At 71.8% G+C, this 23,895-nt stretch carries 20 protein-coding genes; 17 read left to right on the forward strand and 3 right to left on the reverse strand.

The window, feature by feature from the left end; all coding sequences use genetic code 11:
- Nucleotides 1-201 precede the first annotated feature (201 nt).
- From ACQP1P_RS01090 to ACQP1P_RS01100, 3 genes are all read left to right on the forward strand, one after another.
- The gene (locus ACQP1P_RS01090; protein WP_433082215.1) at nt 202-375 is read left to right on the forward strand and encodes a DUF4244 domain-containing protein; all 174 of its coding nucleotides are present in this window, start codon (nt 202-204) and stop codon (nt 373-375) included.
- Nucleotides 376-629: 254 nt separating this feature from the next.
- Complete coding sequence (locus ACQP1P_RS01095) at nt 630-920, forward strand: TadE family type IV pilus minor pilin (protein WP_433082217.1); 291 nt, start codon at nt 630-632, stop codon at nt 918-920.
- A gap of 74 nt (nt 921-994) precedes the next feature.
- Nucleotides 995-1,378: an Rv3654c family TadE-like protein gene (locus tag ACQP1P_RS01100; protein ID WP_433082219.1), complete on the forward strand. Its 384-nt coding sequence runs from the start codon at nt 995-997 to the stop codon at nt 1,376-1,378.
- 491 nt (nt 1,379-1,869) lie between these two features.
- On the opposite strand, the gene ACQP1P_RS01105 is transcribed toward ACQP1P_RS01100, so the two are convergent.
- Nucleotides 1,870-4,068 (reverse strand): DEAD/DEAH box helicase, encoded by a 2,199-nt coding sequence (locus ACQP1P_RS01105; RefSeq protein WP_433082221.1) that lies wholly within the window; start codon nt 4,066-4,068, stop codon nt 1,870-1,872.
- A 152-nt stretch (nt 4,069-4,220) separates the two neighbouring features.
- Between ACQP1P_RS01105 and ACQP1P_RS01110 the strand changes: the two genes are divergently transcribed.
- From ACQP1P_RS01110 to topA, 6 genes are all read left to right on the forward strand, one after another.
- Nucleotides 4,221-4,583, forward strand: a complete 363-nt coding sequence (locus ACQP1P_RS01110) for an STAS domain-containing protein (RefSeq protein ID WP_433082223.1) — start codon at nt 4,221-4,223, stop codon at nt 4,581-4,583.
- Nucleotides 4,584-4,587: 4 nt separating this feature from the next.
- Nucleotides 4,588-5,064: an ATP-binding protein gene (locus ACQP1P_RS01115; protein WP_433082224.1), complete on the forward strand. Its 477-nt coding sequence runs from the start codon at nt 4,588-4,590 to the stop codon at nt 5,062-5,064.
- A 264-nt stretch (nt 5,065-5,328) separates the two neighbouring features.
- Nucleotides 5,329-7,707 (forward strand): sodium-translocating pyrophosphatase, encoded by a 2,379-nt coding sequence (locus tag ACQP1P_RS01120; protein WP_433082226.1) that lies wholly within the window; start codon nt 5,329-5,331, stop codon nt 7,705-7,707.
- A gap of 87 nt (nt 7,708-7,794) precedes the next feature.
- The gene (locus ACQP1P_RS01125) at nt 7,795-8,316 is read left to right on the forward strand and encodes a hypothetical protein (protein WP_433082228.1); all 522 of its coding nucleotides are present in this window, start codon (nt 7,795-7,797) and stop codon (nt 8,314-8,316) included.
- Nucleotides 8,313-9,194, forward strand: a complete 882-nt coding sequence (locus ACQP1P_RS01130; RefSeq protein WP_433082230.1) for a hypothetical protein — start codon at nt 8,313-8,315, stop codon at nt 9,192-9,194. Before ACQP1P_RS01125 ends, ACQP1P_RS01130 begins: the two co-directional genes overlap by 4 nt.
- 252 nt (nt 9,195-9,446) lie before the next feature.
- Nucleotides 9,447-12,242 carry a type I DNA topoisomerase gene (topA, locus tag ACQP1P_RS01135; RefSeq protein ID WP_433082232.1) on the forward strand — a complete coding sequence of 932 codons (2,796 nt, stop codon included), beginning with the start codon at nt 9,447-9,449 and terminating at the stop codon, nt 12,240-12,242.
- Here the strand turns inward: topA and ACQP1P_RS01140 are convergent, their stop codons facing one another.
- Nucleotides 12,243-13,535, reverse strand: a complete 1,293-nt coding sequence (locus ACQP1P_RS01140) for a D-arabinono-1,4-lactone oxidase (RefSeq protein ID WP_433082234.1) — start codon at nt 13,533-13,535, stop codon at nt 12,243-12,245.
- A gap of 332 nt (nt 13,536-13,867) precedes the next feature.
- Here ACQP1P_RS01140 and ACQP1P_RS01145 point away from each other — a divergent pair, with 332 nt between their 5' ends.
- From ACQP1P_RS01145 to nadC, 8 genes are all read left to right on the forward strand, one after another.
- Nucleotides 13,868-14,416 (forward strand): TetR/AcrR family transcriptional regulator, encoded by a 549-nt coding sequence (locus ACQP1P_RS01145; RefSeq protein ID WP_433089769.1) that lies wholly within the window; start codon nt 13,868-13,870, stop codon nt 14,414-14,416.
- Between the two features lie 116 nt (nt 14,417-14,532).
- Nucleotides 14,533-15,432 (forward strand): Rossmann-like and DUF2520 domain-containing protein, encoded by a 900-nt coding sequence (locus ACQP1P_RS01150; protein ID WP_433082236.1) that lies wholly within the window; start codon nt 14,533-14,535, stop codon nt 15,430-15,432.
- On the forward strand, nt 15,429-16,229 hold the full coding sequence (panC, locus tag ACQP1P_RS01155; protein ID WP_433082238.1) for a pantoate--beta-alanine ligase: 801 nt from the start codon (nt 15,429-15,431) through the stop codon (nt 16,227-16,229). The genes ACQP1P_RS01150 and panC overlap by 4 nt, the downstream gene beginning before the upstream one ends.
- Nucleotides 16,226-16,648: an aspartate 1-decarboxylase gene (gene panD, locus ACQP1P_RS01160; RefSeq protein WP_433082240.1), complete on the forward strand. Its 423-nt coding sequence runs from the start codon at nt 16,226-16,228 to the stop codon at nt 16,646-16,648. The genes panC and panD overlap by 4 nt, the downstream gene beginning before the upstream one ends.
- Nucleotides 16,649-16,736: 88 nt before the next feature.
- Nucleotides 16,737-17,642 (forward strand): septum formation family protein, encoded by a 906-nt coding sequence (locus tag ACQP1P_RS01165; RefSeq protein ID WP_433082241.1) that lies wholly within the window; start codon nt 16,737-16,739, stop codon nt 17,640-17,642.
- A gap of 261 nt (nt 17,643-17,903) precedes the next feature.
- On the forward strand, nt 17,904-18,761 hold the full coding sequence (locus ACQP1P_RS01170) for a septum formation family protein (protein ID WP_433082243.1): 858 nt from the start codon (nt 17,904-17,906) through the stop codon (nt 18,759-18,761).
- 343 nt (nt 18,762-19,104) lie between these two features.
- Complete coding sequence (locus ACQP1P_RS01175; protein WP_433082245.1) at nt 19,105-20,751, forward strand: L-aspartate oxidase; 1,647 nt, start codon at nt 19,105-19,107, stop codon at nt 20,749-20,751.
- Nucleotides 20,748-21,626, forward strand: a complete 879-nt coding sequence (nadC, locus tag ACQP1P_RS01180) for a carboxylating nicotinate-nucleotide diphosphorylase (RefSeq protein WP_433082247.1) — start codon at nt 20,748-20,750, stop codon at nt 21,624-21,626. The genes ACQP1P_RS01175 and nadC overlap by 4 nt, the downstream gene beginning before the upstream one ends.
- Here the strand turns inward: nadC and ACQP1P_RS01185 are convergent.
- A complete protein-coding gene (locus tag ACQP1P_RS01185; protein ID WP_433082248.1) occupies nt 21,623-23,872 on the reverse strand; it encodes a hypothetical protein in 2,250 nt (749 codons plus the stop codon). The two genes, nadC and ACQP1P_RS01185, sit on opposite strands and share 4 nt — an antisense overlap.
- Nucleotides 23,873-23,895: the final 23 nt, after the last annotated feature.

Consider the following 23,895-nt stretch of genomic DNA (forward strand, 5'->3'; position numbering starts at 1 on the left):
CCGGGCAGCTTGCCCGCCGGGCTGCCGGGCAGCTTGCCCGCCGCGCTGTTTGGGCTGCTTGCCCGCCGCGCTGTTTGGGCTGCCGGGCAGCTTGCCCGCCGGGCTGCCGCGCTGCTTTGCCCGCCGCGCTGCTTGGGCTGCCTCGCCGCGCTTGCAGCGACACAACCAGAAGTCCCAACTTCCTGAAGGAGAGACATGCACGTGACAAAAGATCGTTTCCTGGCCCTGCTTCGGCGGGACGACGGGGCGATCTCCATCGAGTACGCGGCGTTGGTCGTCGTCGGGATCATCATCGTCGGGGTGCTTCTCGGCATCGCCCACTCCGACGCGATGCGGGCCCACCTCACCGAGCTGATCATGAAGGACCCGGCGTGACGGCCCGGGGGAGGGCGGCCGTTCCGCCGTGGCGCGGGTTCTTCGCACCCGTCACGCCGGTCACGCTTCCGGTCGAGGCCATCCCGGAGCCGTCGCCGTCGCCGTCGTCGCTGCCGTCGCCGTCGCCGTCGTCGTCGTTGCCGTCGTCGCCGTCGTCGGAGGCGGGCAGGAGTGCGCGGCATCGGCGAAGACGTGCGGCGGCGGCCAGTCATCGGGGACATCGCGAGCGCGGGTCGGCCGCGCTCGAGGTGGCGATGACGATCCCCGTCATTCTGCTGCTCCTGATGACCGGGGTCGTCTCGCTCACGGTGCTGACCAACAAGATCTCGGTGATCGACAGCGCCGGGATGGCGGCTCGGGCCGTGGCTCGGGGGGAGAAGGTGCCGGATCTGGGCTCGAGGACGGAGGTCGTCGCCGTTGTGCATGACGGGGATGTGGTGCGGGTGACCGTACGGCGGAAGGTGAACAGCCCGATCTTCGCCGGGTTCTTCGTCGAGCAGACGGCGGCGGCGATGGTCGAGCCGCGCGCCGCCGCCGGGCCGTGAACAGCGGTTCGGAGCGAGGGGCGCGGGAGCGAGGGTCGGCGTCGCTGATCTGTCTCGGGGTCGGGCTGGCGTTGGTGGCGCTGGCCTTCGGGATCTTGGCCGGGGGCGGAGTCGTCGTGGCTCGGCACCGGGCGCAGAACGTGGCCGACTTCGCGGCGCTGGCCGGGGCCTTGACGGTTCTGCATGGGAAGGGGGCGGCCTGTGCGGCGGCCGAGCGGATTGCGGCGGCGAACGGAGGGCGGCTCGCGGAATGTGAGGTCGGTGGGCCGATCGTCACGGTGACGGTGGAGGTACGCGTTCGGAGCGGGATCGTGGTCAAGGCCAGGGCGCGGGCGGGGCCGGCGGGGGACTTCCAGGAGGAGGGTGAGGAAAGCGCTGCTCAGGGCGAGGACGGCCAAGGTCCGTGGGTGATTCCGTCGGGGCGCGGGCGGAGTGGCACTCGCGAGGGACCGGCATGACGGGCCGGGAGAGTCGGGAGAGCGGGGGGTGCGTTTGAGCGAACGTTGAACTGGGCGAGGGGCCCGGACTGGCGAATCCGGGCTCCATCGACGCGCGATCGTGGCCTGTCCATCGGCCCACCGGTGGGCAGCCGGTTCGTCGCGGGCCGCGACCGGGCGCACCAGCTCACGCTGCTCGCGGTGGTCGTGCGCGGCTCGCGGGTGGCCGTGCGCTGCTTGCGGTGGCCGTGCGCGGCTCGCGGGTGGCCGTGCGCGGCTCGCGGTGGTCGTGCGCGGCTCGCGGCGGTCCCGCGCTGCTCGCGGCGGTCCCGCGCTGCTCGCGGCGGCCGTGCGTTGCTCGCGGTTGCGGCTCGCGCATGGCCCGTGGTTGTGCGGTGCTCGCGCATGGCCCGTGGTTGTGCGGTGCTCGCGCATGGCCCGTGGTGGTGCGGTGCTCGCGCATGGCTCGTGGTTGTGCGGTGCTCGTCGCGGTCGTGCGCGGCTGGGTGCCGTCAGATGTGGTGCAGGACCAGGGACAGCAGGCGCGCGGCCTCGGGTTTGTTCAAAGGGTTGTTGCCGTTGCCGCACTTCGGGGACTGCACGCACGACGGGCAGCCGTGTTCGCAGCGGCATGCTCGGATCGCGTCGTGGGTCGCTCGTAGCCAGGTCGCGGCCGTTTCGAAGGCTCGTTCGGCGAAGCCGGCGCCGCCGGGGTGGCCGTCGTACACGAAGATCGTGGGCAGGCCGGTGTCCGCGTGGGCCGCGGTCGACAGTCCGCCGATGTCCCATCGATCGCACGTCGCGATCAGTGGCAGCAGGCCGATCGCCGCGTGCTCTGCGGCGTGCAGGGCGCCCGGCCACTCCACGTCCGGGATTCCGGCGTCGTCCAGGGCGTCGGGGTCGATGGTCCACCAGACGGCGACGGTACGCAGGACTCGCTCCGGCAGGTCGAGCTGCACGGTGTCGATCACCTCGCCCGACACGAGCTTGCGGCGCTGGTAGCTCACCACCTGGTTGGTCACCTCGACCTCGCCCAGCGACAGGGTGACGGGTCCCGCGGTCCGGGTCGAGCGCACGGACAGGATCACCATCGAGGTCACGTCGCGCGGGTGGGTGCTCCAGTCCGGGTCCTCCGCGTGGACGAGGGCGCAGTTGTCGGCGAGGTCGAGCTTGTCGACGACGTAGGTGGCGCCGCGGTGGAGGTACACGGCGCCGTCGTGCACCTGCTGGTGGGCCGAGCCGGTGTCCACGGTGCCGAGCAGGCGGCCCGTGGACGACTCGACGACGGCGACGGGGCCGCCGCCCGCGCCGCGGAGGTCGACGTCGGGGCGGTCGCGCTCGGTCCAGTACCAGCCGGAGGGGCGCTTGCGCAGCATGCCGGCGGCGACCAGGGCGTCGAGGAGGTCGCGGGTGGTCGGGCCGAACAGGTCGACGTCGGCCTCGGTCAGGGGGATGTCCGCGGCGGCGCAGCAGAGCTGCGGGGCCAGGACGTGCGGGTTGGCCGGGTCGAAGACCGTCGCCTCGACCGGGCGGCCGAAGAGGGCCTCGGGGTGATGGACGAGGTAGGTGTCCAGGGGATCGTCGCGGGCGATGAGAGTACAGCTGGCGGCTCTTCCCGCTCTTCCGGCGCGGCCGGCCTGCTGCCACAGCGACGCCATCGTGCCGGGGTAGCCGCACATGAGCACCGCGTCGAGGCCGGTCAGGTCGACGCCGAGCTCCAGGGCGTTCGTGGAGGCCAGGCCCAGGAGCCGCCCGTCGAGGAGGTCGCGTTCGAGGGCGCGGCGGTCCTCGCGGAGGTAGCCGGAGCGGTAGGCGGCGACCCGCGCGCCCAGGCCGGGGACGGCGAGGTCGAGGTTGTGCCGGGCCATGGTGGCGACGAGCTCGGCGCCCTTGCGGGAGCGCACGAACGCCAGGGTGGGGGTGCCCCGGGCCACGGAGTCGGCGAGCAGAGCAGCCGTCTCGCTCAGTGACGAGCGGCGGGGGCCGTCGTCGGTCAGCAGCGGCGGCTCCCAGAGGCGGAAGGTGATCTCGCCGCGCGGGGAGGCGTCGTCGACGAAGGGCTCGCAGTGGACCCCGGTGAGGCGCAGCGCCGACGCGGCGGGATCGCCCGAGGTCGCCGAGGCCAGGACGAATACCGGGGCGCTGCGGTAGCGGGCCGCCACGCGGCGCAGGCGGCGCAGGACGTGCGCGACGTGGGAGCCGAAGACGCCGCGGTACGCGTGGCACTCGTCGATCACCACGTAGGCGAGCCCGCGCAGGAACCGCGACCAGGCCCCGTGGCCGGGAAGGATGCCGTGATGGAGCATGTCGGGGTTGGTGAGGACCACCCGCGCGTGCTGGCGGACCCAGTCGCGCTCCTCGCGGGAGGTGTCGCCGTCGTAGGTGGCCGGGTAGAGGCCGGGAACACCGAGCTCGGTCAGCGAGCGGAGCTGGTCGGCGGCGAGGGCCTTGGTCGGGGCGACGTACAGCACCGTGGCCCGCGGATCCGTGAGCAGCCGGGCGAGCGCGGGCAGCTGGTAGGCCAGCGACTTGCCGGACCCGGTGCCGGTCGCGACCACCGTGTGGGTGCCCTCCCACGCCGCGGTGGCCGCCTCCGCCTGGTGCCGCCAGGGCTCGAAGCCGAAGGCCGCCCGGAGATCCGGCGGCACCCAGTCGGGCCACGGGACGACGGTGCCGGTGCGGCGCGGGAGCGTTTCGGTGTGGAGCAGCACGTCAGCACTCTAAAACACCTGTTCGAACGGTGAATCACGGTACACGCCGGGCGGATATGGGAATGGGGGTGGAGCGTCGCCCGGCGGGGGCGTCGATGGTTAGATGCCCGTGGAGGGCTCGCACATTCTGGCCGCCAGAGGAGGAGGTCCGCATGGAGCTGTCGTTGTCGACGTACGACTCCGGCGACCACAAGGTGCTCGAAGTCGGCGGTGAGGTGGACGTCTACACCGCCCCTCGCCTGCGCGAGAAGCTCGTCGAGCTCGTGGAGCAGGGCGCCCGGCACGTAGTGGTCGACCTGGGCCGGGTGGAGTTCCTCGACTCGACCGGGCTCGGCGTGCTCGTCGGCGCGCTCAAGCGGCTTCGCGCGGTCAACGGGTCGTTCGGGCTGGTCTGCGCACACGAGCGGCTGCTGAAGATTTTCCGCATCACCGCCCTGGACCGCGTCTTCCAGCTGTACGACACCGTCGATGCCGCGATCGCCGCGAGCGGCGCGGGCACCGACTCCCCGGCGTAGGTCCATGCCGACGGTACGACTCTCCTTCTCTCCCGCGCCGGCGCACGTCCGGACCGCCCGCCTCGTCGGGGTGGCCGTCGCGCGCCGTGCCGGCGTGGCCGAGGAACTGCTCGAAGAGGTCCGCCTGGCGATCGGCGAGGCGTGCTCCCGGGCCGTCGCGCTGCACCGCTCCCACGGCCTCGACGACCTGGTCGACGTGGCGATGGCCGACGGCGACCGCTTCACCGTGCGGGTCGTGGACCGGGCGGCCAACGGCGCGATGGTGCACCGCACGCCGCAGGACGAGGCCGTCGTGCTGCTGTCCGATCCCGCCCTGCCGCTGACCACTCCGCCGGATCTGCTGGCGGAGGAGGCGGTCGCGGCCCGGATGGGCCTGGCCCTGCTCGCCGGCCTCGTGGACGACCTGAACGTGTCCGAATTATCCGAAGGTGTCGGCACCGAGGTCCGTATGTCCTGGCCTCTGGAGCGGTCCAGCGACTAGCCGCTCGCCGGGTGGCGCGGGGTGATTCGCGCCGGCGTCGGACCCGGCGGGGGCGTCAGCGTGAGAAAATCGACAAAGAGCGATTATGTAAACACGCAAGTCGGTGTGACCACTGACACGTGATCCGGCTAGAGTACGGCGATCGTGTATGACGTCCCTGGTCATTGGGTACCTCGGGCGCTCAGCACGCTCCCCCCGCGGGGAGAATCGCCGCCGGCCTGACCGCTCGCGGCGCTGTCATGTGTCGGTACAGGAGGACAACGAATGTCCGTACAACTCGTCGCAGCCGGCGAGATTTCCCTATCCGGGAGCAATCTGACCTACATCGTCGTCGCGCTGGTCATCGCCCTCGTGGCGCTCGGCTTCGCTGCCGCGCTGGTCAAGGCGGTCCTGTCGACAGGCCGAGGCACCCCGAAGATGCAGGAGATCGCCGGGGCGGTGCAGGAGGGCGCCAGCGCGTACCTCGTGCGCCAGTTCCGGACCCTGGGCATCTTCGTCGTCATCGCGGTGGTGCTGCTGTTCCTGCTCCCGGTCAACGATGCCGGTGACAACGAGACGATGATCAAGATCGGCCGGTCGGCGTTCTTCGTCGTCGGCGCGGTCTTCTCGGCCTTCATCGGCGGCGCCGGCATGGCGCTGGCGACGCGCGCCAACCTGCGCGTCGCGGCCGCGGCCCGGGAAGACGGCGGCCGCGAGAAGGCGATGCAGATCGCGTTCCGCACCGGTGGTGTGGTCGGCTTCCTCACCGTGGGCCTGGGCCTCTTCGGCGCCGCGCTCGTGGTGCTGATCTTCAAGGACCGCGCGCCGATCGTGCTCGAGGGCTTCGGCTTCGGCGCGGCGCTGCTCGCGATGTTCATGCGGGTCGGCGGCGGCATCTTCACCAAGGCCGCGGACGTCGGCGCCGACCTGGTCGGCAAGGTCGAGCAGGGCATCCCCGAGGACGACCCGCGCAACGCGGCGACCATCGCCGACAACGTGGGTGACAACGTGGGTGACTGCGCCGGTATGGCGGCGGACCTGTTCGAGTCCTACGCCGTCACGCTGGTCGCGGCGCTGATTCTGGGCCGGGCCGCCTACGGCGAGCAGGGCCTGGTGTTCCCGCTGATCGTCTCGACCGTCGGCGTGATCATCGCGATCCTCGGTGTTGCGCTCACCCGCCTGCGCAAGTCCGACCGCAACGGGCTCGTCGCGATCAACCGGGCGTTCTACATCTCCGCCGTCGTCTCGGCGATCCTGGTCAGCGCGGCCGCGCTGTTCTACCTGCCCGCCAAGTGGAGCGGCCTGACCGGCAGCACCAGCGCGCTCGACGCCCTCAAGAACGCCTCGGGTGACGACGCGCCGCCGTTCGGCCCGCACGTCACGGCCATCATCGCCGTCGTCATCGGCATCGCGCTGGCCGCGATCATCCAGGCCCTGACCGGGTACTTCACCGAGACCGAGCGCCGCCCGGTCAAGGACATCGGCAAGAGCGCGCTGACCGGCCCCGCCACGGTCGTGCTCGCCGGCGTGAGCGTCGGCTTCGAGTCGGCCGTCTACTCGGCCATCGTCATCGGCGCGGGCGTCTTCGGCGCCTTCCTGCTCGGTGGCGGCTCGATCACGCTCTCGCTGTTCGCCGTCGCCATGGCCGGCACCGGCCTGCTCACCACCGTCGGTGTCATCGTCGCCATGGACACCTTCGGCCCGATCAGCGACAACGCGCAGGGCATCGCCGAGATGTCCGGCGACATCGACGAGACCGGGGCCCGCACCCTGACCGAGCTCGACGCGGTGGGCAACACCACCAAGGCGATCACCAAGGGCATCGCGATCGCCACCGCCGTGCTGGCCGCGACCGCCCTCTTCGGCTCGTACACCGACACGATGAAGAACGCGCTGCTCACCGCCGGGGAGAAGGCCGACGACGCGGCCACCGCGATCCTGCTCAACGTGGCCAACCCGGGCAACCTGGTCGGCCTGCTCGTGGGCGCCGCGGTCGTGTTCCTGTTCTCCGGCCTCGCCATCAACGCCGTGGCCCGCTCCGCGGGTTCGGTCGTGTTCGAGGTCCGGCGGCAGTTCCGCGAGTTCCCGGGCATCATGGACGGCTCGCAGCGGCCGGAGTACGGCAAGGTCGTCGACATCTGCACCCGCGACGCCCAGCGTGAGCTGATCACGCCGGGTCTGCTCGCGGTCATGGCGCCCATCGCCGTCGGCTTCGGCCTCGGCGTCGGCCCGCTGGCGGCCTACCTGGCCGGCGCGATCGGCACGGGCACGCTCATGGCGGTCTTCCTGTCCAACTCCGGCGGCGCGTGGGACAACGCGAAGAAGCTGGTCGAGGACGGGGTCCACGGCGGCAAGGGCTCGCCGGCCCACGCCGCCACGGTCATCGGCGACACCGTCGGCGACCCGTTCAAGGACACCGCCGGTCCGGCCATCAACCCGCTGATCAAGGTCATGAACCTGGTCGCGCTGCTGATCGCCCCCGCCGTGGTCACCATGACCGTCGGCAACGGCAACCAGTTCGCCCGCTACGCCATCGCGATCGTCGCGGTGCTGATCATCGCCGCCGCGGTGCTGGTCAGCAAGCGCAAGTCGGTGGCGGTCGACGCCGGCGACGGCAACGGCACCGCCTCCACGGAGAGCACGTCGGAGAAGGTCACGGCGTAACGAAGCACCCGCACGACAGCGCCCCGGCCGACACTCGGCCGGGGCGTTGTGTTTTCTCGAACAGACGATCGGATCTACGCTGCATCTATGCGAGCCGTCCGGGTCCTAGTCGCCGCCCTGACCCTGTGTCTGGCCGGGTGCGGCCAGGACGGCGTGGAGCCGAAGCAGTGGGCGAAGCAGGTGTGCGTCGCGCTGACCCCGTGGCGGGCCGAGATCGCCGACCTGACCAGCAAGGCCCAGCAGCAGCTCCAGGCGGCCAGGACGCCGGCCCAGACCAAGACGAACATCGTCGACCTGCTCTCGGGGGCCGAGGCGTCCAGCGAGAGGGCCCGGGCCGGGGTCGACGGCGCCGGGGTGCCCCGCGTCGAGGACGGTCAGCAGGTGGCCGAGCGGTTCACCGCGTCGCTGGCCAAGGCCCGCGACGCCTACGGCAACGCCAAGCGGACCGTGTCCGGCATCCCCACCGACAACGCCAAGACCTTCTACGGCGAGGTGGGCAAGGCGTTCACGACGCTCAAGGACGAATACGAGCGCAGCGCCATCGACCCGGCGCACGTCGGCCCGTCCGACCTGCAGAAGGCGTTCGACGAGGTGCCCGAGTGCCGATGACCCCCACCCGCGCCCGGCAGCTGTCGCTGTTCGGGGTCGAGGCGCGCCCGCCGGCGCCGCTCGACCTCGAGGGGCTGCTGGCCGGGGCCGGGCAGGTGGGCCGGATGGGCGGCACCGGGCGGGTCTCGATCGTGGTCGACGACGCCTGGCGCGGCGCGGTGTTGCGGGCCGAGCTGGAGCTGCGCGGGCTGACCGTGACCTGCGAGCCGACCGGCGAGGAGGATCGATGGCAAGTGCGGACGTCGTACTCCGCGCTGCTCGCCCCCCTCGCCGCCGCCTGGCTGGACGACAGTGGGGCGAAGGTGTCCCCGCCCACCCTGGCGCTGGACGGGCGCCGGCTGCGGCTGTGGGTGGCGGCCGCGGGCACCTACGACGGGCCGCGCTCCTATCTGCTGCGCCTCGCCCCGCGCCCGGTGACGCCGCCGGAGGTCCTCGAGATCGACGAGATCGTCTTCGAGCCGCTTGAGCTGGATGAACCACTCCCGCCGGCGGCCCCGCGGCCGAAAAGCGAGGCTCCGAACGTCCGCAAGCGCAAGAGCGAGAGCAAAATCACATCCTTCGATCCCGGGCCGGACGAGTTCGCCGATGCCGAGGAGGTCTTCGACGCCGGCGAGTGGGTCGACGACCTGCCCGCGGTCGAGCTGGACCCGATCACGCCGGCCGTCGAGCCCGAGCCCACGGTCATTGACCGGCAGGTGGCCGACAACTGGATCGCCGTCGGCGACGCGCTCGTGGCCGTCGGGCTGCCCGCGGTGCTCGTCGGGGCCGACTCCGGCGACCCGGCGTACCGCATCGTGGGACCCAGGCGCATCAGCCGCCTCGCCGAGCTGGTGGGCGAGGTTCCGGCCGGGGCGCCCGCCGGTGTCTGGCCGGCCTAGCCGCAGCTCACACCCCGTAGGATGATCGAGCCGCTCCGTATATGTGATTTCCCGCGGATGGGCCCGACAAAACGGCATAAACCAGGCACGTGGCGCGACACGTTGACAAGATCCGGCAGGTCGCGGTTGTGCATGGGTGTACCGTGGCGCCGATCGGCGTGTCGTAAGCCGAGCGCCGGGACGCCCATTGCGCAACTCGGCGCCAAAGCGAGCGTTACGTTTGACGTCTGTCCGTCCGCACCGGGGAGAACTGTGCCGAACTCCGCCAACACAAAGCGGCTGGTGATCGTGGAGTCGCCGGCGAAGGCCAAGACGATTTCGGGTTATCTCGGCCCGAATTACCTCGTCGAGGCGAGTTTTGGCCATGTCCGTGACCTGCCGGTGGGCAAGAAGGACATGCCCGACGCGCTCAAGAGCAAGCCCTGGGCGTACCTCGGCGTCGACATCGACAACGATTTCACCCCGGTCTATATCATCTCGGCCGACCGCCGGAAGCAGATTTCGCGGCTGAAGGACCTGCTGAAGCAGGCGAGCGAGGTCTACCTCGCCACAGATGAGGACCGCGAGGGCGAGGCCATCGCCTGGCACCTGCTGGAGACGCTCAAGCCCAAGGTGCCGGTCAAGCGGATGGTCTTCCACGAGATCACGCGCCCCGCCATCCAGGCCGCCGTCGCCAACCCGCGCGAGATCAACCGCTCGCTGGTCGACGCCCAGGAGGCGCGGCGCATCCTGGACCGCCTCTACGGCTACGACGTGTCCACCGTGCTGTGGAAGAAGGTCCAGCGGGGCCTGTCCGCCGGCCGGGTGCAGTCGGTGGCGACCCGGATCGTGGTCGAGCGGGAGCGGCAGCGGATGAAGTTCCGCTCGGCCGACTACTGGGACATCATCGCCCGCCTGCTCCCCGAGAACGACACGCGCACGTTCAACGCGACGCTGATCGCGATCGACGGCGACCGCGTGGCGACCGGGCGCGACTTCGACCCGGAGACCGGCAAGGTCCGGCCGAACGCCGGGGTCATCCACCTCGACGAGACCGGCGCCCGCGGCCTGGCCGCCCGGCTGGAGGGCCAGCGGTTCACGGTCACCCGGGTGGAGGAGAAGCCCTACCGCCGCAAGCCGTACCCGCCGTTCATCACCTCCACGCTGCAGCAGGAGTCGGCCCGCAAGCTGCGGATCTCCTCCGCGCAGACCATGCGCATCGCGCAGCGGCTGTATGAGAACGGCTACATCACCTACATGCGTACCGACTCGGTGAACCTGTCCGAGGCGGCGATCGCGGCCGCGCGCCAGCAGATCCACGACCTCTACGGGGCGGCCGCGGTGCCGTCGCAGCCCCGGCGGTACACGGGCAAGGTCAAGAACGCCCAGGAGGCGCACGAGGCCATCCGGCCCGCGGGCGACAGCTTCCGCACGCCCGGCGACGTGGCCAAGGAGCTCAGCGCCGACGAGCTGAAGCTCTACGAGCTCATCTGGCAGCGCACGATCGCCTCGCAGATGAACGACGCGGTCGGGAACTCGACCTCGGTGCGGATCAACGCGGTCACGCCGGCCCAGGAGTCCGTCGACTTCGGCGCCACCGGCAAGACCATCACCGACCCCGGCTTCCTGCGGGCCTACGTCGAGTCCTCCGACGACGAGACCGCCGAGGCCGACGACGCCGAGCGCCGGCTGCCGGTGCTGGTCAAGGGTCAGCCGCTGACCGAGAAGGGGCTCACCCCGACCGGCCACACCACCCAGCCGCCGCCCCGCTACACCGAGGCCTCGCTGGTCAAGGCGATGGAGGAGCTCGGCATCGGGCGCCCGTCGACCTACGCGTCGATCATGGAGACGATCAACAACCGCGGCTACGTCTTCAAGCGCGGCCAGGCGCTCATCCCGTCGTTCCTCGCCTTCGCCGTGATCGGCCTGCTCGAGCAGCACTTCCCGCGGCTGGTCGACTACGACTTCACCGCGTCGATGGAGAACGTGCTCGACGAGATCGCCAACGGCGACGAGAGCGCGGTGAACTTCCTGCACCCGTTCTACTTCGGCGGCGACACCGGAGACGAGGGCTCCGTGCCCCGCCAGGGCGGCCTGCAGCGGATGGTCACCGAGCGCCTCGGCGAGATCGACGCGCGCGGCATCAACTCCATCCCGCTGTTCCGGGACGAGGCCGGGCGCGACGTCGTGGTCCGGGTCGGCCGCTACGGCCCCTACCTGCAGCGCACGCTCCCCAACCCGCCCGAGGGCGAGGAGGGCGACCGCGCGCCGGTGCCCGACGGCATCGCGCCGGACGAGCTCACCCCCGAGAAGGTCGCCGAGCTCTTCGTCGGCGGCCAGGGCGGCGAGCGCAAGCTGGGCGAGCACCCGGAGACCGGCGAGCTGATCGTCGTCAAGGCCGGCCGCTACGGGCCCTACGTGGCCAGCGGCGAGAAGACCTCCTCGCTGCTGGGCAGCCAGAGCCCGGAGGAGCTGACCCTCGAGCAGGCGTTGCAGCTGCTCACGCTGCCGCGGGTGGTCGGCAAGGACGCCGAGGGCAACGAGATCATCGCGTCGCCGGGGCGCTACGGGCCGTACATCAAGCGCGGCACCGACACCCGCTCGCTGGCCGACGAGGCGCAGCTGTTCACCCTGACGGTCGAGGAGGCGCTGGAGCTGCTGGCCGCGCCGAAGACCCGCGGGCGCGCCGCCGCCAAGCCGCCCCTGCGCGAGATGGGCGCGGACCCGGCGACCGAGAAGCCGCTGGTCATCAAGGACGGGCGGTTCGGCCCGTACGTCACCGACGGCGAGTTCAACGCCTCCCTGCGCCGCGGCCAGGCGGTCGACACGCTCACCCTGGACGAGGCGAGCGAGATGCTGGCCGAGAAGCGCGCGAAGGGCCCGGCGCCGAAGAAGGCCCGCGCGGCGGCGAAGAAGGCGGCTCCGGAGAAGAAGGCGACCAAGGCCGCGGCCGCCAAGAAGACCACGACCGCCGCGAAGAAGACCACGACCGCCGCGAAGAAGGCGACGCCCGCGAAGAAGGCGGCCCCGAAGAAGGCCACCTCGTCGCGCAAGAAGGCAGAGGACTAGCTAGGCGCCGAGGACCCGTTCCGTGTAGACGTTCGCGAACACGCGGTTCGGGTCCAGCTTGTCGCGCATCGCGGTGAAGTCGGCGAAGCGCGGGTACGCCTGGGCCAGCGACTCGGCCGTGCGGAAGTTCATCTTGCCCCAGTGCGGGCGGCCGCCCAGCGGCGTCGTGACCTCCTCGAACCGGCGGAAGTACTCCTCGTAGGGCGCCCCGGCGTACTGGTGGATGGCGATGTACGCGTTGTCGCGCCCGTAGCCGTGCGACAGCCAGATGTCGTCGGCCGCCGTGAAGCGCACCTCGACCGGGAACTGGATCTTGTACGGCAGCCGGTCCACGATCCTCCGGAGCCCGTCGAAGGCCTCCCGCAGCGCCTCGCGGGGCAGCCCGTACTCCATCTCCACGAACCGGACCCGGCGCGGGGTGCAGAAGACCTCGTGCGACGTCGCGGTGTACGTGCGTGCGGAGAGCGCCCGGGCGGAGATGCGGCTGACCGTCGGTACCGTGGAAGGAACGGCACGACCGAGGCGGCACGCGGCCCCGAACACCGTGTTGGACAGGAAGTCGTCGTCCAGCCACCGGCGCCAGCCCGGCAGCGGGGTGTCCGCGACCGGCACGATGTTGTTGCGCTTCATCTGCACGCGGTCGGTGTAGGGGAACCAGTAGAACTCGAAGTGGTCGTTGCCCCCGATGTGCTCGTCCAGGCCCGACCAGACGTCGTCGAGGCTCGCCGGGCGCTCGTCGGCCCGCAGCGTGAACGTCGGCACGCAGCGCAGGGTCACCGAGGTGAGCACGCCGAGCGCGCCGATGTTGACCCGCGCCGCGGCGAAGAGGTCCGGGTTCTGCGTCGCCGAGCAGGACAGCTCCGTGCCGTCCGCGGCGACCAGCGTCAGCGCCTCGATGAACGTGGACAGGCAGCCGTACGCGGCCCCGGTGCCGTGCGTGCCCGTCGACAGCGCGCCGGAGATGGTCTGCGCGTCGATGTCGCCGAGGTTGGGCATCGCCAGCCCGTTGGCGGCCAGCGTGGCGTTCAGCGCGGAAAGCTTCATGCCCGCCTGGACCGTGACCAGGTTTTCGTCCACCCGGACGAGGGACGCCATCCGGTCCAGCTCCACCCGGACCCCGTCCGTCACGGCCGTCGGGGTGAAGCTGTGGCCGCTGCCGACGGCCTTCACCCTCAGCCCCTCGGCGGCCGCCGCGCGGAGGAGTTCTCCCAGCTCAGAGGCGCTGCCGGGGTGGGCGACCCGGGCGGGGGTCGCGGTCTGGTTGCCGGCCCAGTTGGACCACGGAGAAGTCACGAAACCTGAGTACCCTTCATGTATGCCCCCCGTCAATCACAAGGGTGAAATGCCCTATCCGTCGATCGTGCCCGGTCGTTGACGTGAGTAGGTTTCAAAGGCGGGCATCTGGGCTATCGGCCAGGCCCGACGAGGTAGAGGGGGAAGACCGGGTGGCGACGCAGACAGTGAACCCTTTTCAACGTGGCGAGGGCCAGACCACCCGGCAGCGACTGGCGGACCGGACCGATCCGGCCCGAGGTCAGGTTGAAAAGGGTTCATCGGCCGGCGCCGGGACGAAGCCGCTGCGCCGAGTGCCGGTGCAGGGGCGCAGCGTGGCGCGGGTCGGGCGGATGCTCGACGCCTGCGCCGAGCTCGTCGACGAGGTGGGCTATGACGGCCTCACCACGACGCTGCTGGCGGAGCGGGCGGGGGTGGCGATCGGCTCGGTCTACCAGTTCTTCCCGGACAAGCGCGCCATCGTGCAGGCGCTGACGCTGCGCAGCCTCGAGGGCTACCTGGAGCGCCTCGGCGCCCGGCTGTCCGACGACGAGAGCATCGCGCACTGGTGGGACGCGGTGGACGCGGCCATCGACGAGTACATCGACATGCACCGCACCGTGCCGGGCTTCCGGACGCTGCACTTCGGCGACGTCGTGGACATCCACCTGCTCGACGACGAGCGGGACAACAACGACGTGATCGTCTCGCAGCTGTCCGGCCTGCTCGTCGAGCGCTTCGGCATCCTCGACCGGCAGCGGCTGCAGTTCGTGCTGGCGATCGCGGTCGAGGCCGCGGACGCGCTGATCAAGCTCGCCTTCCGCAAGTCCACTGACGGCGACCCCGTCGTGCTGGGCGAGGCGAAGGCGTTGATCAAGGAGTACCTGCACCACCGGCTCTAGTGCATCACGGCGGGCGAGGCGGGCTGTTGAGAATCCCACAACAACTGTCCGCTTTGCCCGCTGCGACGCATACTTCTGATCGACCGGTACCCCACTTCGAGGACTGGATCGATCGCATGCACAACGCTGCTACCAGCAGGAACATCGGCATCATCGGCGCCGGACGGGTCGGTGCGGTGCTCGGCGCGCTCCTGGAAAGAGCCGGCCACACCGTCGTCGCCGCCGTGGCCGTCTCGGCCGCCTCCAAGGCCCGCGCCGCGGCACTGCTGCCCTCCGCGCGCCTGCTGCCCGCCGACGAGGTGACCGCCGCCGCGGATCTCGTCATCCTGGCGGTCCCCGACGACGCGCTCGCCGCCCTGGTCGCCGGCCTCGCCGAGACCGGCGCGCTGCGCCCGGGCCAGATCGTCGCCCACACCTCCGGCGCTCACGGGCTGGCCGTGCTCGCCCCGGTCGCGGCGGCCGGCGCGTTCCCGCTCGCGCTGCACCCGGCCATGACCTTCACCGGCACCGCGGCCGACCTCGAGCGCCTGGCGGCCGGCATCTCCTTCGGCGTGACCGCCCCGGACGAGCTGCGCGCGTTCGCCGAGGGTCTCGTCCGCGACCTGCACGGCATCGTCGAGTGGATCGACGAGGAGCGGCGGCCGCTGTACCACGCCGCGCTCGCCCACGGCGCCAACCACCTCGCCACACTCGTCGCCGAGGCGATGGACCGGCTGCGCGACGCGGGCGTGCACCAGCCGGAGCGGGTGCTGGCCCCGCTGCTGGGCGCCGCCCTGGACAACACGCTCCGGCTCGGCGACGCCGCGATCACCGGGCCGGTCTCGCGCGGGGACGCCGGGACCGTGCGCAAGCACCTGCGGGCTCTCGATGCCGTGGATCCGGGTTCGGTACCGCCATATCTCGCGCTGGCCCGACGGACCGCCGATCGTGTCATCGCCGCGGGTCGCCTGCGCCCGCAGGACGCCTCGCCCCTGCTCGACGTTCTGGCCACCGCACAGAAAGAGCGCATCGTATGAAGGTCGTTTCCGATCGCGCCTCGCTGCGTGCCGGCGCCCTCCCGGGCGACGTCGCCGTCGTGATGACCATGGGCGCGCTGCACGAGGGGCACGCGACCCTCATCCGGCAGGCCCGCGCCGAGGCGAAGTCGGTGCTGCTCACGATCTTCGTGAACCCGCTGCAGTTCGGCCCCAACGAGGACTTCGACCGCTACCCGCGGACCATGGAGGCCGACCTCGAGGTGGCCCGCGCCGAGGGTGTCGACCTGGTCTTCGCCCCGACGCGGGAGGAGTTGTACCCGCTGGGCGAGCCCGAGGTCCGGGTCGATCCCGGCCCGCTCGGCGAGGTGCTGGAGGGCGCGAGCCGTCCGGGCTTCTTCCACGGGGTGCTCACCGTGGTCAACAAGCTGTTCCAGCTCACGCGGCCCGACCGGGCGTACTTCGGCGAGAAGGACTACCAGCAGCTCACGCTCATCCGCGCGATGGTCCGCGACTTCGACCTGCCGATCGAGGTCCGCGGGGTGCCGACCGTGCGCGAGGCCGACGGGCTGGCGCTGTCCAGCCGGAACCGGTACCTCGCCCCGGCCGAGCGGGAGGCCGCGCTGGTCCTGCACCGGGCGCTGCAGGCGACGGTGGCCGCGGGCTCGGTGGAGGCCGGGCTGGCCGAGTTCGCCGCGGTGCCCGAGGTCAAGCCCGACTACCTGGTGCTCACCGACCCGATGCTCGGGCCCGCGCCCGCGCACGGTCCCGCCCGCGCCCTGACCGCCGCCTGGGTCGGCGGCACCCGACTGATCGACAACCTGGGAGCCGAGCTGTGATCCGTACGATGCTCAAGTCCAAGATCCACCGCGCCACGGTCACGCAGGCCGACCTGCACTATGTCGGATCCGTGACAGTTGACGAGGATCTGATGGACGCAGCGGACCTGCTCGCCGGCGAGCAGGTCGCGATCGTGGACGTCACGAACGGGGCTCGGCTGGAGACGTACGTCATCGCCGGACCGCGCGGCTCGGGCGTGATCGGCATCAACGGCGCCGCGGCGCACCTGGTGCACCCGGGCGATCTGGTCATCCTGATCGCCTACGCCCAGCTCGCCGACGCCGAGGCCCGCACCTACCAGCCGCGGATCGTCCACGTCGACGCCGACAACCGCGTGATCGAGCTCGGCTCCGACCCCGCCGACGCCGTGCCCGGAATGGCCGGTTCTCCCGTCCGGGGCGACCTCGTCCGCTCTTAGCGGCCTTTATCGGCCCGTTGCCTGGCCCGTCTAAGGTGAGGCGGACGGCCATGGCATGTGCCGAGGCCCGGGGGAGGGACAGACGAGGATGGCGCGCAAGCTGATCGCGGCGCTGGTGCCGGTGATGGCCCTGGCCGTGCTGGCTGGCTGCGGCACACCGGCCGGCACCGACAAGGATCTGACCGACGACTGGGCGATGCTCGCCACGCCCAAGATCCCGCCGCCGCCGGTCGGGGCGTGCTACTCGACGTCCGTCGACTACTTCGCCACCGCGACGACCACGCAGTTCTCCTTCAAAGCGGTGGACTCGTGCTCGTCGTCCCACGCGAGCGAGACCTTCTACGTCGGCGACCTCACCGGCGCGGCCGCCAACGGCACGACCCCGCCGAAGGGCGAGGCGCTCAAGGACGGCTGGACCAAGTGCAACACCGAGGCCGAGAAGTTCCTCGGCGGCAGCTACTACGACGGCCGCCTCGAGCTGCTCGTGCTCGTCCCCTCCTCGACCCAGTGGGCCGCGGGCGCGCGCTACCTGCGCTGCGACCTCGCCGAGGTGGTCAGCGACGGCGACAAGCCGGTCAGCCGCTCGGGCAGCCTCAAGGGCGCGCTGACCGGGGACAAGCCGCTCGCGCTCGGGTGCGCCATGGAGGTGTACGACACCGACGGCAAGACGTGGCTGGACTACACGCCGACGAGCTGCACGGCGACGCACAACATGGAATACGTCGGCACCTACACGTCGACGGACCGCCCGTTCCCGTCGAACTCGGACGAGCGCAAGACGGCGATGCGGCCCGGGTGCGAGGCGCTGGGCGCCAAATACCTCGGGATGACGGCGTCGCAGCTGACCAACCACCAGCAGGTGGGCATCGGCTTCTGGATGGTCGACGAGGAGAACTGGAACCGGGGCAACCGGTCGGCTCGCTGCTACGCGATGCTCTTCGACAAGAAGACCGTCACGAAGTCCATCAAGGGCATCGGCAGCGGGGCGATCTGACGCCGGCTGTTGCTTGACGCCCCGGGCCGCTCTGCTTGCCGCGGCCCGGGGCGTTTTTGCTTGCGGCGGTGTCGCCTGGTTGTCCGCCGCTCTGTCCTTGCGGTGCCGGGGCCGGGTCCTGCGGTTTGGCTACCGCGCATGGGTCGCTCGCGCTCGTCGGATGCGTGCGCCTCCGAACGCTCCGCATCCGGACTTATCCGAAATATCAGCATGTATCGGCGGGGTGGACAGTTACCGGCCGGTAACGCAGACTGCTTCCTCATGAAGCGGGTCGCCCTCATCGCCGTGGTCGTGGCGCTCATCGGTGGCGGGCTCTACTGGATGTACGAGCGAGGGCAGGGTCGCGACATCCCCGGCACCCCGCCGGCCGGCGCGCCCAAGGCCGGGACCTGCTACAAGGTCGACGCCGGCGGGGCCAAGGCGGCGCTGCCCTGGGCCGGCGACCCCGTCGACTGCGCGGGCCCGCACACCGTCGAGCTCTTCCACGTGGGCCAGGTCGGCAAGGACCTGCTGCACCGGCTCGACGACGCCAAGGGTGACGACGTCAAGGTGACCCAGGCCCTGCTGTACGCCCAGGCTCGTCGCGCCTGTCTCGTGGCGGGCCCGATCTTCCTCGGCGGCGGCTGGCACGAGGCCCGCCTGCAGATCGTGGCCGCATGGATCAAGCCCGCGACCGACGGATTCTTCGGGTGCGGCCTGGCCGAGGCGACCGGCCCCGCCGGGGACCAGTTCGTGTCGCGCTCCGGCACGCTCAAGGGCGCGCTGGCGCAGGATTCGCCCCTGGCCATCGCCTGCATCAATCAGCTCCGGTACGTCCAGTGCTCCGACCCCCACGACGGCGAGTACTCGGGCGTCTACACCATCACCCCGCCCGAGGCCCCGTTCGACGAGGCCGCCGTCCAGTCCGCCACGGCGAAGGGCTGCACCTCGGTGGGCCTGAGCTATCTCGGCCTCCCCGCCGACGGCGGCCGGGCGGACCTGACCGCGGGCTCCGTCGGGCCGAAGACGGCGAACGAGTGGCTGGGCAGCGACCAGGCTTTCACCTGCTATCTGATGAGCGCGAAGCCCTTGAAGTCCTCGGTGCACAACCTCGGCGCCGCCCCGCTCCCACTGGCCTGAGCCCCACCGGCTCTCCAGCGCGGCGCCGCCCCGCTCCCGCTGGCCTGAGCCCCACCGACTCTCCAGCGCGGCGACGCCCCGCTCCCGCCGGGCTGAACCCCACCGGCCCTCCAGTGCGGCGACGCCCCATTCCCGGTGGTCTGAGCCCCACCGGCTCTCCGAGTGCGGCGCCGCCCCGCGCCCGTTGGCCTGAGCCTCACCGACCGCAAGCGTGTGCACGGCGGCGGTCGCGCAATAGCGTGGAAGAGCAGGGCCGAGTTCGTGGAAACAGACGAACGGGCCGTTACGGGAGGGCGACGAGCATCACCACCCGCCGCACGGGTGAGTGATGTTGACTGTAGTGATGACAGCAGGCATGAACGGGCCGATCGTCCCGCGCCGGCTTGCCGGGCCACCGCCCGGCTGGGCGGAGCCGACCGACGTCGTCGTCATCGGGTCCGGCGTCGCGGGGCTGACCGCCGCGCTGCACCTGCGCGAGGCCGGGCTCCACGTCACCGTCGTTACCAAGGTCAACATCGATGACGGGTCGACGCGGTGGGCGCAGGGCGGGATCGCCGCGGTGCTCGACCCGCTCGACACGCCCGAGGCGCACGCGCAGGACACGCTCGTGGCCGGGGTCGGGCTGTGCGACGCGGCCGCCGTCGACGTGCTGGTGCGTGAGGGGCCGACCCGGGTCCGGGAGCTGATCCGGTGGGGCGCCGAGTTCGACCGGAACAACGACGGCTCGCTCATGCTGACGCGCGAGGGCGGGCACCACGCCAACCGGATCATCCACGCCGGCGGGGACGCGACCGGGGCCGAGGTGCAGCGGGCGCTGCACGCGGCGGTACACCGTGATCCCTGGATTCGCCTCATCGAGCACGCGCTGGTGCTCGACCTGCTCACCGACGCCAACGGGCGGGCCTGCGGCGTGACGCTGCACGTCCTCGGCGAGGGCGCCGAGGACGGCGTCGGCGCCGTCCACGCCCGGGCGGTCGTGCTCGCCACCGGCGGCATGGGGCAGATCTTCGCCGCGACCACCAACCCGATCGTCTCCACCGGCGACGGCGTCGCGCTCGCGCTGCGGGCCGGGGCGCGGGTCACCGATCTGGAGTTCGTGCAGTTCCACCCGACCGCGCTGGCGCTGGGCAACCGCGACTCGCAGCAGCCGCTCGTGAGCGAGGCGCTGCGGGGCGAGGGCGCCTACCTGCGCGACGGCGACGGCAACCGGTTCATGGTCGGCAAGCACGACCTCGCCGAGCTGGCCCCGCGCGACGTGGTCGCCAAGGGCATCTACCGGGTCATGCGGGCCGAGGGCACGAGCAACGTCTGGCTCGACGCCCGCCACCTGGGCCGCGAGTTCCTCGAGGCGCGCTTCCCGACCATCGTCGCCTCCTGCCGCGCCGCCGGCGTCGACCCCGCGGCCGACCTGATCCCCGTCTCGCCCGCCGCCCACTACGCCTCCGGGGGCGTGCGCACCGACCTGCACGGCCGCACCTCGATCCCCGGCCTGTACGCGTGCGGCGAGGTCGCCTGCACCGGCGTCCACGGCGCCAACCGCCTGGCGTCCAACTCGCTGCTGGAGGGGCTGGTCTTCTCCCGCCGCATCGCCGAGGACATCGCCCGCGACCTGCCGCCGCAGGCCGAGCCGATCGCCCTGGACCTGCCCGCCTGGTCGGCCGAGCCCGCCATCCGCCCGCAGCTGCAGGCCGCCATGTCCGCCCACGCCTCGGTGCTGCGCAGCGCCGACTCGCTGGAGCACGCCGCACAGGCGCTCACCAAGCTTTCGCTCGACGGAGACCCGAAAGCCACCGGGAACGTGGCCGCCTGGGAGGCCACCAACCTGCTCACCGTCGCCAGTGCCCTGGTCGCGGCCGCAACGCAGCGGCAGGAAACCCGGGGCTGCCACTGGCGCGAGGACTTTCCCGACGCCAGCGACGTGTTCCGGGGGCACTTCCTCGCCGCCCTCGACGATGCCGGCGCACTCACGGAGACCTGGGAGGACGCGTGAAGTTGCAGACCGAGGCCGAACTGCGCAAGGTCGGACTCGATCCCGTGGCGGTCGAGGAGATCGTCCAGCGCACCCTGAACGAGGACCTCGGGCCGGACCGGCTGGACGTCACCAGCGTGGCCACGATCCCCGAGAACCAGACCGACGACGCCGACATCGTCGCCCGCGCGGACGGGGTCGTCGCCGGCCTCTGGGTCGCCGTCGCGGTCTTCGAGGCGGCCTCGACCGGCATCACCGCCGAGGTCCGCAAGCGTGACGGCGACCGCGTCGTGCGCGGCGACGTCCTCGCCACGATCCACGGGCCGACCCGGGGCCTGCTCACCGCCGAGCGCTCGGCGCTCAACCTGCTCTGCCGGATGTCGGGCGTCGCCACCCACACCCGGCGCTGGGCGGATCTGCTGGAGGGCACCAAGGCGCTGGTGCTCGACACCCGCAAGACCACGCCGGGCCTGCGCATCCTCGAGAAGTACGCGGTCCGCGCGGGCGGCGGCACCAACAAGCGCATGGGCCTCTACGACGTCGCCATGATCAAGGACAACCACAAGCTGGCCGCGGGCGGGATCACGGCCGCGTACGAGCGGGTGCGCGCCACCTTCCCCGACGTCCCCGTCCAGGTCGAGGTGACCACCGTCGGCGAGGCCGTCGAGGCGGTCACCGCCGGCGCGAGCTTCCTGCTGCTGGACAACATGCGGCCGGAGACCCTGCGCGAGGTCGTCAGCGCCGTCGGCGGCCGCGCGGAGCTCGAGGCGACCGGGAACCTGACCCTGGCCACGGCGGCCGAGTACGCGGCCACGGGCGTCGACTATCTCTCCGTGGGCGGCCTGACCCACTCCTCGCCGATCCTCGACATCGCCATGGACCTGCGCCTGCACTAACGGTTCGGGAAGACCGTCACCACATATTGGTCGATGCGGTTGTACTGCCAGCTTGCCGGCACGATCTGATGACAGCGCTCGGCGCTGCTCACGCAGATGACCGCATCGACCGATGTGACGTCCCCGGCCGGATGTCCGGGCACCTCCGACTCGAGCTCGACCAGCTCCTTGTCGCGCAGCTCGATCTGCAGGGGGTACTCCCAGAGGTCCCCCTCCAGCACCAGTCCCACCCGCTTCGCCCCGCTGGCCCGCACCTGGTCGATCGCCGTGCGGTAGCTCGCCGCCTGCTCCGGCATCCGCGCGAAGCGCTCCTGCCAGTCGTCGAGCGTGAAGACCGAGCCGTGCCCGACGAGCCGGCGCGGCTGGCCGTAGTACACCGCGACGAACCCGTGCGCGGCCCCGGTCAGCATCGCCAGCACCACCAGGGCACCGAGCGCCCGCCGCAGCGCGGCCCGCTCGATCCTGAAGGCCCGCTCGAGCGCGTAGCCGGCCAGCGGGGCGGCCACCGCGAAGGCGGGCAGGATCAGGCGGTTGCCCCAGTCCTGCCACTTCACGATCGCGGCGGTGGCGACCAGCGCGCCGAGGACGAGCAGCGCGTAGCCGCGGGTCCGGCGCCAGCAGAGACCGGCCACGGTGCCGAGCAGCACGAGCGCGGACTGGACCGGATACGGGGAGCGGTCCTCGTCGGGCTTCCAGCGGTCGCCGGGGAAGACGCTGCGCCACTGGGTGATGCCGGGGTCGTTCGGGTCCACGCCCACCGCGCCGGCGATGCGCACCACCGAGCCGCCGATCGCCTCGTTGATCCCCGCGACCGGGGTCAGCAGCGTCGAGGCGCCGAGCCTCAGCCCGTTGACGAGGATCGCGGGCGGGTCGTGGCGGGTGTTGGACAGCGCCTCGCGGTAGCCCGGCGGCCCGAACGGCGATCCGAACGCGTCGTGCACCCGCAGCAGCGACGGTCCCGCGAGGGCAGCGGTGGCGAGGATGACGGAGCACAGGCCGTACGACACCTGCTTGAAGCTCTTCCGGCGCAACCGGCAGACGCCCCAGTAGGCGAGCACCGGCAGCAGCGCCATGGCGCCGGTGGACTTCGTCACCATGACCAGCCCCGCGGCCCCGGCCAGCCCGAGCACGTCCGGCCAGTCCACCGGGGTTCGACCAGCGGCTTCGGTCGCCGCCGGGATCTCACGCGCGCCGGCCGCGGGAGCCGCGCCGGGTTCGAGCGTTTCGTCGGCGGAAGCTTGTCGCGCGCCGGGCACGATGACTGCCGCGCGCGGGACCGGCTCGGTGGCTGCCTCGCGCGGGTCGGGCGCCGCGGTTGTCTCGCGCGGACCGGGCGCGGTGGCTGCCTCGCGCGGAACGACGGGCGCGGTCGTTGCCTCGCGCGGGTCGGGTGCCAGGGCTCGGCGCGGTGCGAGGGCTCGGCGCGCGTCCAGGGCGAGGGTCGCGGCGCAGGCGACCCAGGCGGTCACCACCAGGTCGTTCTGGGTGCTCGTGGACTCCAGCGCGACGGCGGGCGCGGTGAGGTACACGGCCGCGGTCAGCCAGCGGCCGACCCGCCCGGCGCCGAGCTGGCGGGCGCAGCGGGCCACGGCCAGGGCGCCGAGCAGCCCCGCGGCCCACTGCAGCAGGTTGTACTGCCCGTCGAAGCCGGTCAGCAGCCGCAGATGGAGCAGGAGCAGTTCGGCCCCGGGCACCAGGATGATCTGCTGGGTCTGCACGGTGGCGAAGTTGCCGAGGCTGCCGTCGGCGACCCAGTGCTCGATCTTGGCCAGGTGGTAGGAGTTCGAGTCGAAGTTGTTCGGCGAGCTCGCGAGGGCCAGCACGAGCTCGCTGGCCACCAGCAGCCCGACGGCGACCCGCAGGCCGGCCACCAGCCACCGGCCGCGCTCTGCACCGCCTTCTGAACCGTGCTCTCCGTCGTCGGGCGCACCCGCGGACGAGCGCCTCGGCCACCACTGGGCCGGATTTTTTGTGACTTTCCGCGCTTTGTCGGGCAGCGAGCGCCACGCGAGCCACCCGGTGACGAGGGCGGCGGCGAGCCAGGCGAGCGCGAACGGTACCGGCGAAATCCAATGGACCAGCGAAAACAGCTCGGCGGTGAGCACCGAACCGGCGGCGACGGCGATCGCGGCGCGGATGATCATCAGGGCGCGATCGGACTCGGCCCGTGGACGCAGCGCGACCGCCGCGAACGCCAGCGTGAGCACCGGCAGCAGCGCGAGCAGCACGCGGGCGTTGGGGATCATTGGCACGCGATCGTAATTGAACT

This window comes from Dactylosporangium sp. CA-052675 (genome assembly GCF_050947935.1).
Classification (GTDB): Bacteria; Actinomycetota; Actinomycetes; order Mycobacteriales; family Micromonosporaceae; genus Dactylosporangium.

Coding starts and splice junctions, on each gene's coding strand:
- ACQP1P_RS01095 (WP_433082217.1), top strand. CDS start 630: ATGACGATCCCCGTCATTCTGCTGCTCCTGATGACCGGGGTCGTCTCG.
- ACQP1P_RS01110 (WP_433082223.1), top strand. CDS start 4,221: ATGGAGCTGTCGTTGTCGACGTACGACTCCGGCGACCACAAGGTGCTC.
- ACQP1P_RS01115 (WP_433082224.1), top strand. CDS start 4,588: ATGCCGACGGTACGACTCTCCTTCTCTCCCGCGCCGGCGCACGTCCGG.
- ACQP1P_RS01120 (WP_433082226.1), top strand. CDS start 5,329: ATGTCCGTACAACTCGTCGCAGCCGGCGAGATTTCCCTATCCGGGAGC.
- ACQP1P_RS01125 (WP_433082228.1), top strand. CDS start 7,795: ATGCGAGCCGTCCGGGTCCTAGTCGCCGCCCTGACCCTGTGTCTGGCC.
- ACQP1P_RS01130 (WP_433082230.1), top strand. CDS start 8,313: ATGACCCCCACCCGCGCCCGGCAGCTGTCGCTGTTCGGGGTCGAGGCG.
- ACQP1P_RS01145 (WP_433089769.1), top strand. CDS start 13,868: ATGCTCGACGCCTGCGCCGAGCTCGTCGACGAGGTGGGCTATGACGGC.
- ACQP1P_RS01150 (WP_433082236.1), top strand. CDS start 14,533: ATGCACAACGCTGCTACCAGCAGGAACATCGGCATCATCGGCGCCGGA.
- panC (WP_433082238.1), top strand. CDS start 15,429: ATGAAGGTCGTTTCCGATCGCGCCTCGCTGCGTGCCGGCGCCCTCCCG.
- ACQP1P_RS01165 (WP_433082241.1), top strand. CDS start 16,737: ATGGCGCGCAAGCTGATCGCGGCGCTGGTGCCGGTGATGGCCCTGGCC.
- ACQP1P_RS01170 (WP_433082243.1), top strand. CDS start 17,904: ATGAAGCGGGTCGCCCTCATCGCCGTGGTCGTGGCGCTCATCGGTGGC.
- ACQP1P_RS01175 (WP_433082245.1), top strand. CDS start 19,105: ATGACAGCAGGCATGAACGGGCCGATCGTCCCGCGCCGGCTTGCCGGG.
- ACQP1P_RS01185 (WP_433082248.1), bottom strand. CDS start 23,872: ATGATCCCCAACGCCCGCGTGCTGCTCGCGCTGCTGCCGGTGCTCACG.